This is a genomic window from uncultured Sulfitobacter sp. (genome assembly GCF_947499945.1).
GTDB lineage: Bacteria > Pseudomonadota > Alphaproteobacteria > Rhodobacterales > Rhodobacteraceae > Sulfitobacter.
In genome coordinates, this window is sequence record NZ_CANMQD010000001.1 from 1947501 (window position 1) to 1962159 (window position 14659).

13 protein-coding genes and 2 rRNA genes are annotated in these 14659 nt (G+C 54.8%); 7 read left to right on the plus strand and 8 right to left on the minus strand.

Going from position 1 to position 14659, the window contains the following annotated elements; genetic code table 11:
- The first annotated feature begins 10 nt into the window (after window positions 1-10).
- From Q0775_RS09710 to aspS, 3 genes are all read left to right on the plus strand, one after another.
- Window positions 11-2845 (plus strand): 23S ribosomal RNA (locus tag Q0775_RS09710).
- 124 nt (window positions 2846-2969) lie between these two features.
- Window positions 2970-3084: ribosomal RNA gene (rrf, locus tag Q0775_RS09715) — 5S ribosomal RNA — on the plus strand.
- A 719-nt stretch (window positions 3085-3803) separates the two neighbouring features.
- Window positions 3804-5582: an aspartate--tRNA ligase gene (aspS, locus tag Q0775_RS09720; protein ID WP_298859705.1), complete on the plus strand. Its 1779-nt coding sequence runs from the start codon at window positions 3804-3806 to the stop codon at window positions 5580-5582.
- A 50-nt stretch (window positions 5583-5632) separates the two neighbouring features.
- On the opposite strand, the gene Q0775_RS09725 is transcribed toward aspS, so the two are convergent.
- Entirely contained in the window at window positions 5633-5824 is a 192-nt protein-coding gene (locus tag Q0775_RS09725) for a hypothetical protein (protein WP_298859707.1), read from the minus strand.
- Between the two features lie 153 nt (window positions 5825-5977).
- Between Q0775_RS09725 and Q0775_RS09730 the strand changes: the two genes are divergently transcribed.
- Complete coding sequence (locus Q0775_RS09730; protein ID WP_298859710.1) at window positions 5978-6709, plus strand: GNAT family protein; 732 nt, start codon at window positions 5978-5980, stop codon at window positions 6707-6709.
- A gap of 3 nt (window positions 6710-6712) precedes the next feature.
- On the opposite strand, the gene Q0775_RS09735 is transcribed toward Q0775_RS09730, so the two are convergent.
- Window positions 6713-7432 carry a response regulator gene (locus Q0775_RS09735; RefSeq protein WP_298860028.1) on the minus strand — a complete coding sequence of 240 codons (720 nt, stop codon included), beginning with the start codon at window positions 7430-7432 and terminating at the stop codon, window positions 6713-6715.
- 132 nt (window positions 7433-7564) lie between these two features.
- Between Q0775_RS09735 and mce the strand changes: the two genes are divergently transcribed.
- Both mce and Q0775_RS09745 read left to right on the plus strand, forming a co-directional pair.
- Entirely contained in the window at window positions 7565-7969 is a 405-nt protein-coding gene (mce, locus tag Q0775_RS09740; RefSeq protein WP_298859712.1) for a methylmalonyl-CoA epimerase, read from the plus strand.
- On the plus strand, window positions 7969-8265 hold the full coding sequence (locus Q0775_RS09745) for a DUF1467 family protein (RefSeq protein ID WP_298859714.1): 297 nt from the start codon (window positions 7969-7971) through the stop codon (window positions 8263-8265). Before mce ends, Q0775_RS09745 begins: the two co-directional genes overlap by 1 nt.
- On the opposite strand, the gene Q0775_RS09750 is transcribed toward Q0775_RS09745, so the two are convergent.
- The 5 genes from Q0775_RS09750 to trpS form a co-directional block, all read right to left on the minus strand.
- Window positions 8195-8932, minus strand: a complete 738-nt coding sequence (locus Q0775_RS09750; RefSeq protein ID WP_298859715.1) for an EI24 domain-containing protein — start codon at window positions 8930-8932, stop codon at window positions 8195-8197. The two genes, Q0775_RS09745 and Q0775_RS09750, sit on opposite strands and share 71 nt — an antisense overlap.
- Window positions 8923-9495, minus strand: a complete 573-nt coding sequence (locus Q0775_RS09755) for a nitroreductase family protein (RefSeq protein WP_298859717.1) — start codon at window positions 9493-9495, stop codon at window positions 8923-8925. Before Q0775_RS09755 ends, Q0775_RS09750 begins: the two co-directional genes overlap by 10 nt.
- A 2-nt stretch (window positions 9496-9497) precedes the next feature.
- The gene (locus Q0775_RS09760) at window positions 9498-10604 is read right to left on the minus strand and encodes a class II histone deacetylase (protein ID WP_298859719.1); all 1107 of its coding nucleotides are present in this window, start codon (window positions 10602-10604) and stop codon (window positions 9498-9500) included.
- Between the two features lie 73 nt (window positions 10605-10677).
- Window positions 10678-11196, minus strand: coding sequence for a hypothetical protein (locus Q0775_RS09765; RefSeq protein WP_298859721.1), 519 nt, complete (start codon window positions 11194-11196; stop codon window positions 10678-10680).
- Between the two features lie 63 nt (window positions 11197-11259).
- Window positions 11260-12282: a tryptophan--tRNA ligase gene (gene trpS / locus Q0775_RS09770; protein WP_298859723.1), complete on the minus strand. Its 1023-nt coding sequence runs from the start codon at window positions 12280-12282 to the stop codon at window positions 11260-11262.
- A gap of 84 nt (window positions 12283-12366) precedes the next feature.
- Here trpS and Q0775_RS09775 point away from each other — a divergent pair, with 84 nt between their 5' ends.
- Window positions 12367-13074 (plus strand): rhomboid family intramembrane serine protease, encoded by a 708-nt coding sequence (locus tag Q0775_RS09775; protein WP_298859725.1) that lies wholly within the window; start codon window positions 12367-12369, stop codon window positions 13072-13074.
- On the opposite strand, the gene murJ is transcribed toward Q0775_RS09775, so the two are convergent.
- A complete protein-coding gene (gene murJ, locus Q0775_RS09780; RefSeq protein WP_298859727.1) occupies window positions 13071-14615 on the minus strand; it encodes a murein biosynthesis integral membrane protein MurJ in 1545 nt (514 codons plus the stop codon). The genes Q0775_RS09775 and murJ overlap by 4 nt on opposite strands.
- Window positions 14616-14659: the final 44 nt, after the last annotated feature.

Sequence of the window (14659 nt, forward strand, 5' to 3'; positions counted from 1 at the left end):
TTCTGGATCAAATCAAGCGCGAAAAGGGCGTTTGGTGAATGCCTTGGCAGTAAGAGGCGATGAAGGACGTGATACTCTGCGATAAGTCATGGGGAGCCGAGAATAGGCTTTGATCCATGAATTTCCGAATGGGGCAACCCACCTGATACTATGTTATTACTACTCATTCGTGAGTAGCTAATAATGTGGTTAACCAGGTATTTCTTTGTTGAATATATAGACTCAGAAAAGCAAACCCGGGGAACTGAAACATCTAAGTACCCGGAGGAAAGGAAATCAATATGATACTCCCCTAGTAGCGGCGAGCGAACGGGGACCAGCCGAGCCATGAGTGTGGTTAGAATGCGTTGGAATGCGCAACCAAAGTGGGTGATAGTCCCGTATAAGAAGCATGATTGGACGTATTAAGTAGGGCGGAACACGTGAAATTCTGTCTGAAGATCGGAGGACCACCTTCGAAGGCTAAGTACTCCTTACTGACCGATAGTGAACCAGTACCGTGAGGGAAAGGTGAAAAGCACCCCGACGAGGGGAGTGAAACAGTACCTGAAACCGAACGCCTACAATCAGTTGGAGGGCCCTTGCGGCCTGACAGCGTACCTTTTGTATAATGGGTCATCGACTTGGTCTCTCAAGCAAGCTTAAGCCGTTAGGTGTAGGCGCAGCGAAAGCGAGTCTTAATAGGGCGAATGAGTTTGAGGGATCAGACCCGAAACCGAGTGATCTAGGCATGGCCAGGTTGAAGGTAAGGTAACACTTACTGGAGGACCGAACCCACATCTGTTGAAAAAGATCGGGATGAGCTGTGCCTAGGGGTGAAAGGCCAATCAAACTCGGAGATAGCTGGTTCTCTGCGAAATCTATTTAGGTAGAGCGTCGACCGAATACCATCGGGGGTAGAGCACTGGATGGGTAATGGGGCCCCACAGGCTTACTGATCCTAACCAAACTCCGAATACCGATGAGTACTAGTCGGCAGACACACGGCGAATGCTAACGTCCGTCGTGAAGAGGGAAACAACCCTGACCTACAGCTAAGGCCCCTAATTCATGGCTAAGTGGGAAAGCAGGTGGGACGACCAAAACAACCAGGAGGTTGGCTTAGAAGCAGCCATCCTTTAAAGATAGCGTAACAGCTCACTGGTCTAAATAAGTTGTCCTGCGGCGAAGATGTAACGGGGCTCAAGCCATGAGCCGAAGCTTAGGATGCATTTATTGCATGGTAGCAGAGCGTAGTGTGACATAGTTCCATGTGTCCTTACCTACTTCGGTAGGATTGGACACGCGGAGCTTTCTGTGAAGCGGGCCTGTGAGGGATCCCGTGGAGAGATCACTAGTGAGAATGATGACATGAGTAGCGACAAAGAGTGTGAGAGACACTCTCGCCGAAAATCCAAGGGTTCCTGCTTAAAGCTAATCTGAGCAGGGTAAGCCGACCCCTAAGGCGAGGCCGAAAGGCGTAGTCGATGGGAACCAGGTTAATATTCCTGGGCCAGATGGAAGTGACGGATCTCGAGGGTAGTTCATCCTTATCGGATTGAATGGGCTGCTTAGAGGTTCCTGGAAATAGCTCCATCGTTAGATCGTACCCTAAACCGACACAGGTGGATAGGTAGAGAATACCAAGGCGCTTGAGAGAACTATGTTGAAGGAACTCGGCAAAATACCTCCGTAAGTTCGCGAGAAGGAGGCCCGGTCGAAACGCAAGTTTTGGCTGGGGGCACAAACCAGGGGGTGGCGACTGTTTATTAAAAACACAGGGCTCTGCGAAGTCGTAAGACGACGTATAGGGTCTGACGCCTGCCCGGTGCCTGAAGGTTAAAAGGAGGGGTGAGAGCTCTGAATTGAAGCCCAGGTAAACGGCGGCCGTAACTATAACGGTCCTAAGGTAGCGAAATTCCTTGTCGGGTAAGTTCCGACCTGCACGAATGGCGTAACGACTTCCCCGCTGTCTCCAACATAGACTCAGCGAAATTGAATTACCGGTCAAGATGCCGGTTACCCGCGGTTAGACGGAAAGACCCCGTGCACCTTTACTACAACTTCACACTGGCATTAGGCCGAACATGTGCAGGATAGGTGGTGGGCTTTGAAGCAGGGACGCTAGTCCCTGTGGAGCCTCCCTTGAGATACCACCCTTGTTCTGCTTGATGTCTAACCGCGGTCCGTTATCCGGATCCGGGACCCTGTGTGGTGGGTAGTTTGACTGGGGCGGTCGCCTCCTAAATCGTAACGGAGGCGCGCGAAGGTTGGCTCAGACCGGTCGGAAATCGGTCGTTGAGTGCAATGGCAGAAGCCAGCCTGACTGCGAGACTGACAAGTCGAGCAGAGACGAAAGTCGGTCATAGTGATCCGGTGGTCCCGAGTGGAAGGGCCATCGCTCAACGGATAAAAGGTACGCCGGGGATAACAGGCTGATACTGCCCAAGAGTCCATATCGACGGCAGTGTTTGGCACCTCGATGTCGGCTCATCTCATCCTGGGGCTGGAGCAGGTCCCAAGGGTACGGCTGTTCGCCGTTTAAAGAGGTACGTGAGCTGGGTTTAGAACGTCGTGAGACAGTTCGGTCCCTATCTTCCGTGGGTGTAGGATACTTGAGAGGAGTTGCCCCTAGTACGAGAGGACCGGGGTGAACGATCCACTGGTGGATCTGTTGTGGCGCCAGCCGCAGTGCAGAGTAGCTATGATCGGACAGGATAACCGCTGAAGGCATCTAAGCGGGAAGCCCCCCTCAAAACAAGGTATCCCTGAGAGCCGAGGTAGACTACCTCGTCGATAGGCCAGAGATGTAAGCGTGGTAACACGTTCAGTTGACTGGTACTAATGGCTCGATAGGCTTGATTTGATCCAGTAACAGAGAGACTTAACGCCTCACTGAAACTGATCAGCGAGACATTCTTCGAATGCTCGTTATCAAAAGCATACACACACAATCAGCGTACTGACTTGGACATGAGGAATTTATTTGGTTTGGTGATCACAGCGTAAGCAAAACACCCGGTCCCATCCCGAACCCGGCAGTTAAGTGCTACTGCGCCGATGGTACTGCGTCTTAAGGCGTGGGAGAGTAGGTCATCGCCAAACCTAATAAGTTCCTCATGAGTATCTCTCTTCGATGTAATCAAAACGCCGTTCAGTGAAAACTGGGCGGCGTTTTGCTGTTTGAAGCATCGAGCTTTGTCAGCTGTTGCGCATGAAATAACTCGGGAGTGGGAAAAGGCTTCGCAAACAATACCTGGCCTATTACCGTCAGCATGCCCTGTGGCACGTTGCTAGGGCCCGGCAGACAGGTGCGACGGATGCCCCCTCTGCTGTCGGTATGCTCTTGATGACACTGTCAACCAGCCGATCATCGCAGACCTTCCAAGGTTCTGAAATCGGCCTTTCTCTATACCATGATTGCTGAAAACGTCGTTTGCCAGAAAGTTAGTGGCAATCTCCGTCTCCCAAAATGGACCACATTTATCCTGATCCAGCGCAAACCCTCCGGATCACCCCGTTCTTGTAGCAACACATCCAAAACCAAAATCCCAATACCAGCATCGCCTCCACCCATCCTCCGATAGATCAGAGACCTGTCAAACCATCCAAAACGCATACCCACCAGCCCAAAAAAAAACCTCCCCAAAAACTTCCAATGCAAAAAAATACTAACTACGAAACAAGCCAGCAACAAATACCTCACTATCCCTATACGAAGTCCCCCTTGACTTCATACCCCTCGGCCTGTGTAGCTGCCGACGAAACCAAAGAAGTTAAATGGCCAAAGTCAGTCCATTTCCGACCAAGTAAGAGGGACCACCATGCACGCCTATAGAAGCCAAACTTGCGCCGAATTAAATGCCACACATGTTGGCGAAAAAATCCGTTTGTCAGGATGGGTCCACCGCGTCCGTGATCATGGCGGTGTCTTATTTATCGACTTACGTGATCATTATGGCATGACCCAGTTAATCTGCGACCCTGACTCCGCTGCTTTTTCGCAAGTTGAAAAGGTACGTGCGGAATGGTGCATACGCATTGATGGCGAAGTAAAAGCGCGGGCACCTGATTTGATTAACACCAAAATCCCAACTGGCGAAATTGAAGTCTTTGTCCGTGAGCTTGAAGTTTTGGGCACCGTGAACGGTGAACTTCCGCTGCAAGTGTTTGGCGACCAGGAATATCCTGAAGAAACGCGTTTGCGTTATCGTTACCTCGATCTACGCCGTGAGAAGATGCAGCGCAATATGATCTTACGCTCTGACGTCGTGAGTTCCATTCGAAAACGGATGTGGGATCAATCCTTTAAGGAATTCCAAACACCTATCATTACTGCATCTTCACCGGAGGGTGCGCGGGACTTTCTTGTCCCCTCACGTCAGCACCCAGGTAAATTCTATGCCCTACCTCAGGCTCCGCAGCAGTTCAAACAGCTTCTTATGGTTTCGGGTTTTGACAAATACTTTCAAATCGCGCCGTGTTTCCGCGATGAAGACCCTCGTGCTGACCGCTCCCCCACGGACTTTTATCAACTTGACCTTGAGATGTCCTTTGTCGAGCAACAGGATGTGTTCGATACGATCCAACCTGTACTGACGGGCGTCTTCGAGGAGTTTGGTGGCGATAAGGCTGTGGATCAGGAGTGGCCACAAATTTCTTATAAAGATGCTGCGCTTTGGTATGGCTCGGATAAGCCTGACCTTCGTAACCCGATCAAGATGCAGGTGGTGTCGGAGCATTTCGCTGGTTCCGGCTTTGCTATTTTTGCGAAGCTGTTGGAGCAGGATGGTACACAAATTCGTGCAATCCCCGCGCCTAAGGGTGGTAGCCGAAAATTCTGTGACCGGATGAATGCCTTTGCGCAAAAAGAAGGCTTGCCTGGGATGGGATATATCTTCTGGCGCGATCAGGGCGAAGGCATGGAAGCAGCAGGGCCATTGGCCAAGAACATTGGACCAGAGCGGACGGAAGCCATCCGCCAGCAGCTTGGGCTGGGTGTTGGCGACGCCGCCTTCTTCCTTGGGGGTAAGCCGAAAGCTTTTGAAGCAGTGGCAGGGCGCGCGCGCAATGTCATTGGCGAAGAGTTGGGCCTGACGGATATGGACCGCTTTGCTTTTGCATGGATCGTGGATTTCCCGATCTATGAAAAAGACGAGGAGAGCGGCAAGATAGATTTTGAACACAACCCGTTCTCGATGCCGCAGGGTGGTATGGAGGCTTTGAACGGTGATCCGCTTCAGGTGCTTGGGTATCAGTATGACCTAGCGTGTAACGGATACGAGTTAGTTTCGGGCGCGATCCGAAATCACCGCCCGGAGATCATGTTTAAAGCATTTGAAATTGCCGGTTACGGTAAAGACGAGGTTGAGAAACGGTTTGGTGGTATGGTTAACGCCTTCCAATATGGTGCTCCGCCGCATGGTGGCTGCGCTGCTGGGATTGACCGCATTGTGATGCTGCTTGCAGAAGAGAGCAACATTCGCGAAGTTATTCTTTTCCCGATGAATCAGCGTGCGGAAGACTTGATGATGAACGCACCAAACGATCCGATGCCAGACCAATTGATGGAGCTTGGCCTACGCGTAATCCCGCTGGACTAAACAAGAGCGCCGCAGATAACTGCGGCGCTCTTTCGATATGGTTGGTGACCTTACTCGTTTTGAATGAATGGGCGCTCCGTCTCTAGGAATGTTCCAAGGTTGTCGCCCATCTGAACAGTACCATCTGCAACATTCACTGCGGCGGCAATGCCGAGCCCGACAACAGCGGCGGTGAGAACAACCCAGTCAACGGTCACAGCGCCGGATGTGTCATGTGAGAAGCTGCGTAGAAATGTGATCATTTCGATATCCTTGTTCCTCTGTGTTGAGGAAAGAATAGCGTCTGAATAAGGCGCGAATTAGAGGATAGGTAAGGGAAGTGCTTTGCATTTGATGCAAACGAGTAGCTCTCATCAGGGGTTGGCGATCCGCCGGATGCAGCCTATCACTCCTGTATGAATAACAATCCGCCTTCTGATACTCTTTTAGGGATGCCAGTTCCGAATTGGTCAACGCCAAGAATTCCAAACTGGGACGTGGTCGAAGGCCAATATGTCCGCCTCGAACGTATGAACGCGGAGGATCATGCGGCATTACTCTACCGCGCATTCGCGGAGCACGATCAGGTCTGGGATTATATGGCCTATGGTCCATTCTCATCTGCGTCGCAATACCATCGCTGGGTGCGTGACCATGCGGCCATGGATGATACGTATTTCTACGCCATCAAGAATTTGGAAACCGGAAACTGGGAGGGCGTTGCAAGCTATTTGCGCGCTGCACCTGAGGCGGGCTCTATTGAGGTCGGACATATCAATTACAGTCCAGCGCTCCAACGAACGCGGGCGGCGACCGAAGCCATGTATCTGATGATGTCATGGGCGTTCGACGCAGGGTACCGCCGCTATGAATGGAAGTGTAACGCACTCAATAAGGCATCGCGACGCGCGGCCCAGCGTTTCGGCCTTAGCTATGAGGGTGTGTTTCGTCAGGCCACGGTCTCAAAGGGACGCAACCGGGACACTGCGTGGTTTGCAGCAATTGACGCAGAGTGGCCATCTCTGAAGGAAGCATATGCGGCTTGGCTGTCGCCGACAAATTTTGACGCTGCAGGGCGGCAACGCGAGAGCCTTGGGGATATGACGCGCCTTGTGCGGGTGTCCGACGATCCGGCCTTGCCTTCCTAGCGTTTATATTGCGATTCTGTCTGCAAGCCGTTGCTGGATCAGTCCTGCTATTTGCGCCATCTCCGATGTTGTCGCTTCCCCGGACGCGCGCTTGTTTGCGAGTGCGCGTGCAGCCTGTTCCATGCGGTTGTCCTCGACCGACCGGGCGACCCCTTGCAGGAACTGTGCGATGTAGTCCAGTGCTTTGTCGTTGGGCAGATTGTCCAGTAACTCCGCCGCGTAGTTGATATCATCGTGATAGGCGATTTGATCGGGCGAGACCTGCTCATCTACGATCGCGCGAAGACCGGGGGGCTGGCGATCCGCAGGCAGTGATGCAAGAACCATCTGCTGAAACACGGCAAGAGAGGTAATGGGTTTGCCAAGGAAGCCCTGTGCACCAGCGGCCATTGCCTCACCCTCAAGCATGTCATCGCCGGAAGTGGCAAGTACAACGCTTTTTTCCGTCTCGGTTTGTGCAAGCTCTGCAATCAGGTCAGCACCATTGCCATCTGGCAGGCCCATATCAACAACCACCACAGAAGGACGGTACACTTGGAGGTGCCTGCGTGCAGATCGTATGCAGTCTGCGCGTCTGATCCGCGCACCGGAGCGTAGGCACAGTAGGCGCATGGCTTCGCAAGCGTAGCGGCTGTCTTCTACCACCAGAACCGTGAGGCCCAGCAGGGGACGCGCAGCGGTTGGCGCGGGATAGTTTGCCGCAAATGGGTCATTGGTATCCATCGTGCTCTCCGATTCCATACAAGTTTCCCTATTCTGGCGCAGGCCTCCCTAAGAGAGAGTTAACACGCCGCATTGCACGTCGATCTTTTGCAGCCCATAAACGCAAAAAGCCAAAGCTGTGAGGAGAATACCATGATCGGACGTCTTAACCATGTGGCCATCGCTGTGCCTGACCTTGAGGCTGCAGCGGACCAGTACCGCAATGCGCTGGGTGCCAATGTCGGCGCACCGCAGGATGAGCCTGACCATGGCGTGACGGTCATTTTCATTGAGTTGCCGAACACCAAGATTGAATTGCTTTATCCCTTGGGAGAGAATTCCCCGATTCAGGGGTTTCTGGACAAGAACCCCGCCGGCGGCATTCACCACATCTGTTATGAGGTAGATGATATTATTGCGGCGCGTGACCATCTGCTTACCACTGGCGCGCGGGTATTGGGGACCGGCGAGCCAAAGATTGGTGCGCATGGCAAACCTGTGATCTTCCTCCACCCCAAGGACTTCAACGGTGCCCTCGTTGAGCTGGAGCAAGTCTAATGGGTCCCGTCTCGGCCATTGTTCTGTATGCGATCGTCTGGTTCATGTTGTTCCTGATCATCTTGCCCATTCGTGTGCAGACGCAGGGTGACCTCGAAGATATCGTGCCTGGCACCCACGCAGGGGCGCCGGAACACCACCACCTAGGTAAAAAGGCGCTGTGGTGTACGGGCTTATCCTTCCTCATCTGGGGAAGCTTTGTGGCGATCATTCTTTCAGGTGTGATCAGCGTCGATAATCTGGAGGATTGGGTGGGCCGCGGTGCTCCTGCGGCAGTAACTGGAACAAATGAGTAAAAGTCGCAGCACCCAAGATCGGGATCACCAGGTTTAGCAGCGGAATGGAGAGCGGCATCGCCATAAGTATGCCCGCGACCCAGACGGTGAGGAAGTGCTTGCGGCGCAACTCCTTGGCGCGTTTGCGGCCCACGCGGCGCATGGCAACCAACATGAAGTATTCCCGCCCCAGCAGAAAGCCGTTCACCGTCCAGAAGATGAAGAGCGCGATGGGCGCGAAGATCACATAGAGAACCAGCGCGAGCAAGTTCACGATGACAATCACGCCGAGAAAGCCGAATGTATCACGCAAGGCCTCGCCAAAGGGTGTGCGGGGCTGTTGCGCGATGTTGGGGTAGTGTACGGCCTCTACCGCGTCTGCCACGTCGTCTAGGAACAGTGACGTGATGGCGGAGGCAACGGGCACCATCAGGAACACCGACAGGAGCAGTGCCAAGACGACTGCACCCCAGCTAAAGACGTTATCGAGCCATTGGATTTCGCCGACGAATGGCAATGAAATGCTGTCGCCTGTGAGCCACCCGACAAGGACGGACAAACACCAAGTAAAGGCGATGAGAAGCGTAACTGCACCGCCGACGCCAAGCAGCAGAACACGGCGAAAACGGGGATCGCCCAACTGACTCAACGCAAGGCTGATTGCCTTGAAAACAGTGTCTAAAGCCATGTTGTGATCGTCTCTATATCGGGGCGGGGGCGCTCTGGTGGCGTGCTCGTCTCGGTCGCGATATGGATGAGGCCTGCGATACGCTCATGCGAAGCGAGGTTGAATCCTTGCTCCATGAATTCGCGGTCGTGGCTCACCCAACCGCTGAGCCAGTTTGCACCCCATCCCGCGGCAAGTGCGGCGTTGAGCAAGGCGAGGCAAACGGCGCCTACGGTGTAAGTTTGCTCTAATGCGGGAATTTTCGGGGAGTCTCGCTGCACTTCGATCACGGCTACGGCCAGATGTCCTTGGTCAAATTGCGTACGGCCTTTGGTGATTTGGTCAGGGGCGAGGTTGAGCGTTTCGCCCCGAGTTTGGGCAAGCTCTGCCAATGGTCCCATCGCAGCACGGTCCACGATGATAAAGCGCCACGGCTCAAGCTTGCCATGATCAGGCGTGCGCGATGCGGCGGTGAGCAGTTGCATCAGCATATCGCGGTCAGGCACGGGGCCTGTAAGTGTCTTCGCCGGCCGCGAGCGGCGCGTCAGCAGGAAATCAAGTGCGGCAGGGTTTGGTACGGGCATTCTTATAGACCTATCTCATAGCTCATGTCGTCGATCAGCGCTTTGTGAAAGGCGGTGACGCGGGCGTTGGGTTGGCGTAAGTGCATAGCTTCGGCCATGGGATCTGGTGCGGTGATCTTGCTGCCGCTCAACTCCTCCATCACGGCATGGCCGCAGAAGGGGACATAGACTTCGGAATAGCCGCCTTCATGCACAACGACCAGCTTTCCGTTGCATACCTCGTTGGCGGTTTGTTTGATGCGGGCCGTCATATCCCGGAAGGTCTGGGCGGAGGCGAGCATGGAACCGAGTGGATCGGGCATGGCGCAGTCATAGCCGCAAGCGACGATGATGATGTCGGGATTGAACGCCTTGATCTGAGGGATCACGATGGTGTCGATTGCGTGCAGGTAGCCGTCATGGCCTAAGCCGGGGGGCAGCGGGAGATTGAGGTTAAACCCCTCACCTGCGCCCTCACCGCGATCAAGCAGGGGGCCGCTTTCCAACGGGTAGTTGTTTTCCTGATGTAGCGAGATCGTCAGCACATCATTGCGCCCGTAAAAGATTTTTTCTGTGCCATTACCGTGGTGCACATCCCAATCAAGGACAACAGCGCGGGTAATACGCCCCTCGCTGCGGGCAGCCTCAATGGCGATGGCGATATTGGCAAGCAGGCAAAAGCCCATGGGTTTGTCTGGCTCACAATGATGACCCGGAGGGCGGGAGAGGGAATAGGCGTTGTCGATCTCACCACTCATCACGGCGCGCACTGCGGCAGTGGCGAGGCCTGCGGAAAGCGTCGCAATCTCGTAGCCGTCTTTGGCGAAGGGGGCGTGGTGCCCCAACTCACCGCCATTTGCATCAGAGGCGGCTTTGAAGGTGTCGAGGTAGGAGGCGGGATGCACGCGGAGCAGCTCCTCTCGAGTGGCATGCTCTGCCGTGCGCATGTTCAGTTCACGGGCGAGGCCGGTAACATCCATCAGGTTTTTGAAACGGCGCTTGGTCTCTGGGCTTTCCGGCAGTCCGCCAGCCGCCAGAGGCTGCACCAAACCGCCCAAGGGCAGCGTCATGGCATAGTTGCCCCCTGCGTGCCAAAACGTTCGCTCATCCCAGAAAAATCCGGTTGCCATAGTGCTCTCCTATCGTTGAAGCGGAGCGTGGCAAAGTGGGCGAGAATTGTCCACGGCTGGCATGGCGCTAATACTATTTCTTGCAAAAGGCGCGTTTGAGCTCTGATATAGCGTCAATCTGGGATGAGGATAGGCCGTCTTGCACCAAGGAACCGAGGAACTCCTGTAGCAGATCCCAAGAGGCATCGCCGTCAATCTTGTAAAGGCGGCGACCAAGGCGTGTCACAGCTTGCTCCGGCCCTTGGCATTGGTTCATCAGCCAGCGGCCAAGGATTTGCATCTCGTCAGCTTCATCCTTGGAACAGCCGACCACTGCGCGAAGCTGCTGGCCCATATGTTCGCGCTGGTCGAGCGTGGGCAGGTCGTCCAACTCAATGAACGCTTGCCCGATCGCACAGATTGCAATGCGCGGATCATCAATGCCCTCAACAGGATGCGCATTGGTTTGTTTGCGAAAGGCCAGTTTGCGCGGGGCATTTTTGATTGTCGTTGCTGCGTCTTGGGCGGCGTGGATGGCATCGCGGGGATTGTTACGCACCCAGAACCAGATCGCGCCGCCAATGGCGCTCAAAATCAATAGAAGTATGGGCATGGTAAAATCTCTCGCTTGAATATCTTTACAGTATACGAAGATGTTACCGCTAGGGAAGTGTCCTTAGCTGCCTACCATCCCCACGATCTCATAGGTTTTCTTGAGGATCGGAGCGGTGATTTCGCGGGCTTGGAGTGCGCCCTTTGCCAGCAGTTTGTCGATTTCGGTTACGTCACTCATCAGACGTGCCATCTCGGTCGAGATCGGGCTGAGTTTTGCCACAGCCAGTTCTGCGAGCGCAGGTTTGAAGGTGCCGAATTGCTGACCGCCAACGTCTGCCAAAACCTGTTCGACCGTTTGCTCGTTAAGCGCGGCGTAGATGTTTACCAGATTGCGCGCCTCGGGGCGGTCTTTGAGGCCTTCGATCTCGGAGGGCAGCGCGTCGGGGTCTGTCTTCGCCTTGCGAATTTTCTTGGCGATGGTGTCGGCGTCATCGGTCATGTTGATGCGGCTGGCGTCAGAGGGATCAGACTTAGACATCTTTTTGGAGCCGTCGCGCAAGGACATGACGCGGGTTGCAGCCCCTTCGATTACAGGTTCAGTCACGGGAAAGAAATCAACGCCGTAGTCGTGGTTGAACTTGGCCGCAATGTCGCGGGTCAACTCAAGGTGCTGTTTCTGGTCTTCCCCTACGGGCACATGGGTCGCGTGATAAATCAAGATATCAGCGGCCATCAGCGCAGGATAACCGAACAGGCCCAGCGACGACTGCTCGGCGTTTTTGCCGGCCTTGTCCTTGAATTGTGTCATGCGGCTCATCCAGCCCATGCGCGCGACGCAGTTAAAGATCCACGCGAGTTGCGCATGCTCTGGCACCGCGGATTGATTGATCAGGACTGATTTTTCAGGGGAGATACCGCTTGCAATGAAACCGGCAGCCAACTCACGCGTATTGTGCCGCAACTTGGCAGGGTCTTGCCAAACCGTGATGGCGTGCAGATCGACCATGCAATAGATAGTCTGGAAATCGCCCACATTCTGCATATCCACAAAGCGTTTGATCGCGCCCAGATAGTTGCCCAGCGTGAGGCCGCCCGAAGGCTGGATGCCGGAAAATACGCGGGGGGTAAATTTGGTTTCGGTCATGGGATGCTCCGGTTGGGGCTGGATATGCTGTTGCGATGGGCTTACCCATGGCGCAGGTTCCCGTCAACAGACCGAAAGAGACCGATGCCAAACGAGTACACGCCACAAAACGATCCTGATTTCGAGCCACCTTTCAATAAACTGCCTGTTGTGGTGGTGGTCCTGTTCCTGCTGATGGCGGGGGTCGAGGCGGTGCTGTCGCTGGGCGAGGCGGGGTTGGTAGGCGGACCAAACGCGATAGGTTGGCGTCTGGCACTCGTGCGCGACTGGGGATTCTCGGGTGATTTGTTCGATGCGATGATTGCGCAAAACTACTGGACTGCACAACATGTTGCACGGCTCATTACCTATCCGTTTATCCACCTCAGCTTCACCCACGCGCTGCTCGCGATCGTTCTGATGTTGGCGCTGGGGAAGATGGCGGCAGAAGTGATGGGGCAGTTTGCGATGCTGGCGCTGTTTATGCTGTCGGGCATTGGTGGGGCATTGGCCTATGCTCTTCTGCTGGATGACCCTGTCTGGCTGGTGGGTGCCTACCCGTCTGTTTATGGTCTGATCGGCGGCTACAGCTTTTTGATGTGGCGTAGGTTGGGGGCAACGGGCGGCCAGCAGATGCAGGCGTTTACCCTCATCGGAATGCTGATGGGCCTACAATTGGTCTGGAGCCTGTTCGGCACCGTAGGCAACGGCTGGGTCGCGGAATTATCAGGTTTTATCTGCGGTTTCTTACTTTGCTTTCTTTGTGCCCCCGGCGAATGGGCAAAGATATTGGGGCGGTTGCGCCAGCGCTAACCGCCGCGCCGCATGGCTGATTTAAACTCTGACAATCTGAATGCCCCAAAGAGTTGCCCCGCGCCAAAATAGACCACAGCGCCAATGCTCAGAAGGATCAGAAGGCCCAACCCGCGCCACCATGGTAGGGCAAGCAATGGGCCGATTTGCAGGTTTACGAACCATAGCACAGCACCCATTACCACGGATGCCGCAATGATCCGCCAGATGCGTTTGCGAAAGCGAGCGTCGACACGTGCCGCATCGCCAAAGCCACGTGCGCCGAAGGCCAGTTGTGCATACATCGCCCAGCCTGCCACTGTCGCGGCGATTGCAGGGGCAAGCCAGCCGACCCACGGCGCCAAGCCAATCGCGAGGCCTGCATTCACGGTCATTGCAACCACAGCGTAGTAGAAAGGCCGCTTTGTATCGGCGCGCGCGAAGTAAAGGGGCTGCACGATCTTTTGCAGAACAAAGGCAGGCAGACCGAGGCCATAGATCATTACGGCAGTGGCAATCGCAGCGGTATCATCAGGACCAGAAGCGCCTCGCTCGAACAGAACAGAAATGAGCGTAAGCGGGATAACCATAAGCGCGATGGCGGAAGGGATAGTAAGCGCGAGCGAGATTTCGGCAGCGCGGCTGAGTGCGGATTTTGCACCTGCATCATCACCTGCCTGAAGGCGACGCGAAAGTTCGGGGAGGAGGACGATGCCCACAGCGATACCGACCACGCCCAAGGGGAGTTGATAGAGCCTGTCAGCCGCGAAAAGCCAGCTCACTGCGTTCTCATATTGCGATGCGACCAATTGGCCTACGACAAGATTGATTTGCATCACACCGGAGGCGAGGGCGGCAGGCAGGGCAATCATTACCAGATCGCGCATGTCCTTGTTCCAGCGTGGACGCTTGGGTCGCAGGTCAAATCCCGCTTGGGACGCTGCGCGCCACGTAAGGGCAAGCTGTGCGACACCTGCAATCGGGATCGCCCATATAAGCCAGTTAATGGCTTCGCCCCCTGTCACTGCAGCCATGGTTAGGGCGGAAATGACAAAGATGTTGAGCAGTACGGGTGCTGCGGCGGCCACGGCAAAGCGGCCTGTGGCGTTGAGGATGCCAGAGAAGAGAGCCGAAAGCGACATGAACAGGATGTAGGGAAAGGCGATGCGGCCAAAGCCGACAGTCATGTCAAAACGTGCGTCGTCGGAAAAACCCTCCGCCGTGGCCCAAACCAGCGCAGGCATAAAGATCATGCCAAGGGCGGTCAGAAGTGTGACAACAAAGAACAGTCCTGAAAACGCGTTTTGGGCAAAGGCGGCAGCGTCCGTATCGGCCTCAAGGCGCTTGGAAAACATCGGCACAAAGGCTGCGTTAAACGCCCCTTCGGCAAAGAAGCGGCGGAACATATTGGGTAAGCGGAAGGCGGCCACAAATGCGTCCATCACAGGGCCAGGGCCGACAAGCGACAGGATCATAACTTCGCGCACAAAGCCCAAGATGCGGCTCAACAGGGTCCAGACCCCTACAGTGAAAAAGCCTGTCATCAGGCGAATGGGTTTCATGGTGTTTGCCTTTGCTGCGCTTAGTGCATGGCGTAGCGATTGGA

Excerpts from the sequence above, each read along its gene's own strand:
- aspS (WP_298859705.1), top strand. The coding sequence starts at position 3,804 with ATGCACGCCTATAGAAGCCAAACTTGCGCCGAATTAAATGCCACACAT.
- Q0775_RS09725 (WP_298859707.1), bottom strand. The coding sequence starts at position 5,824 with ATGATCACATTTCTACGCAGCTTCTCACATGACACATCCGGCGCTGTG.
- Q0775_RS09730 (WP_298859710.1), top strand. The coding sequence starts at position 5,978 with ATGAATAACAATCCGCCTTCTGATACTCTTTTAGGGATGCCAGTTCCG.
- Q0775_RS09735 (WP_298860028.1), bottom strand. The coding sequence starts at position 7,432 with ATGGATACCAATGACCCATTTGCGGCAAACTATCCCGCGCCAACCGCT.
- mce (WP_298859712.1), top strand. The coding sequence starts at position 7,565 with ATGATCGGACGTCTTAACCATGTGGCCATCGCTGTGCCTGACCTTGAG.
- Q0775_RS09745 (WP_298859714.1), top strand. The coding sequence starts at position 7,969 with ATGGGTCCCGTCTCGGCCATTGTTCTGTATGCGATCGTCTGGTTCATG.
- Q0775_RS09750 (WP_298859715.1), bottom strand. The coding sequence starts at position 8,932 with ATGGCTTTAGACACTGTTTTCAAGGCAATCAGCCTTGCGTTGAGTCAG.
- Q0775_RS09755 (WP_298859717.1), bottom strand. The coding sequence starts at position 9,495 with ATGCCCGTACCAAACCCTGCCGCACTTGATTTCCTGCTGACGCGCCGC.
- Q0775_RS09760 (WP_298859719.1), bottom strand. The coding sequence starts at position 10,604 with ATGGCAACCGGATTTTTCTGGGATGAGCGAACGTTTTGGCACGCAGGG.
- Q0775_RS09765 (WP_298859721.1), bottom strand. The coding sequence starts at position 11,196 with ATGCCCATACTTCTATTGATTTTGAGCGCCATTGGCGGCGCGATCTGG.
- trpS (WP_298859723.1), bottom strand. The coding sequence starts at position 12,282 with ATGACCGAAACCAAATTTACCCCCCGCGTATTTTCCGGCATCCAGCCT.
- Q0775_RS09775 (WP_298859725.1), top strand. The coding sequence starts at position 12,367 with ATGCCAAACGAGTACACGCCACAAAACGATCCTGATTTCGAGCCACCT.
- murJ (WP_298859727.1), bottom strand. The coding sequence starts at position 14,615 with ATGAAACCCATTCGCCTGATGACAGGCTTTTTCACTGTAGGGGTCTGG.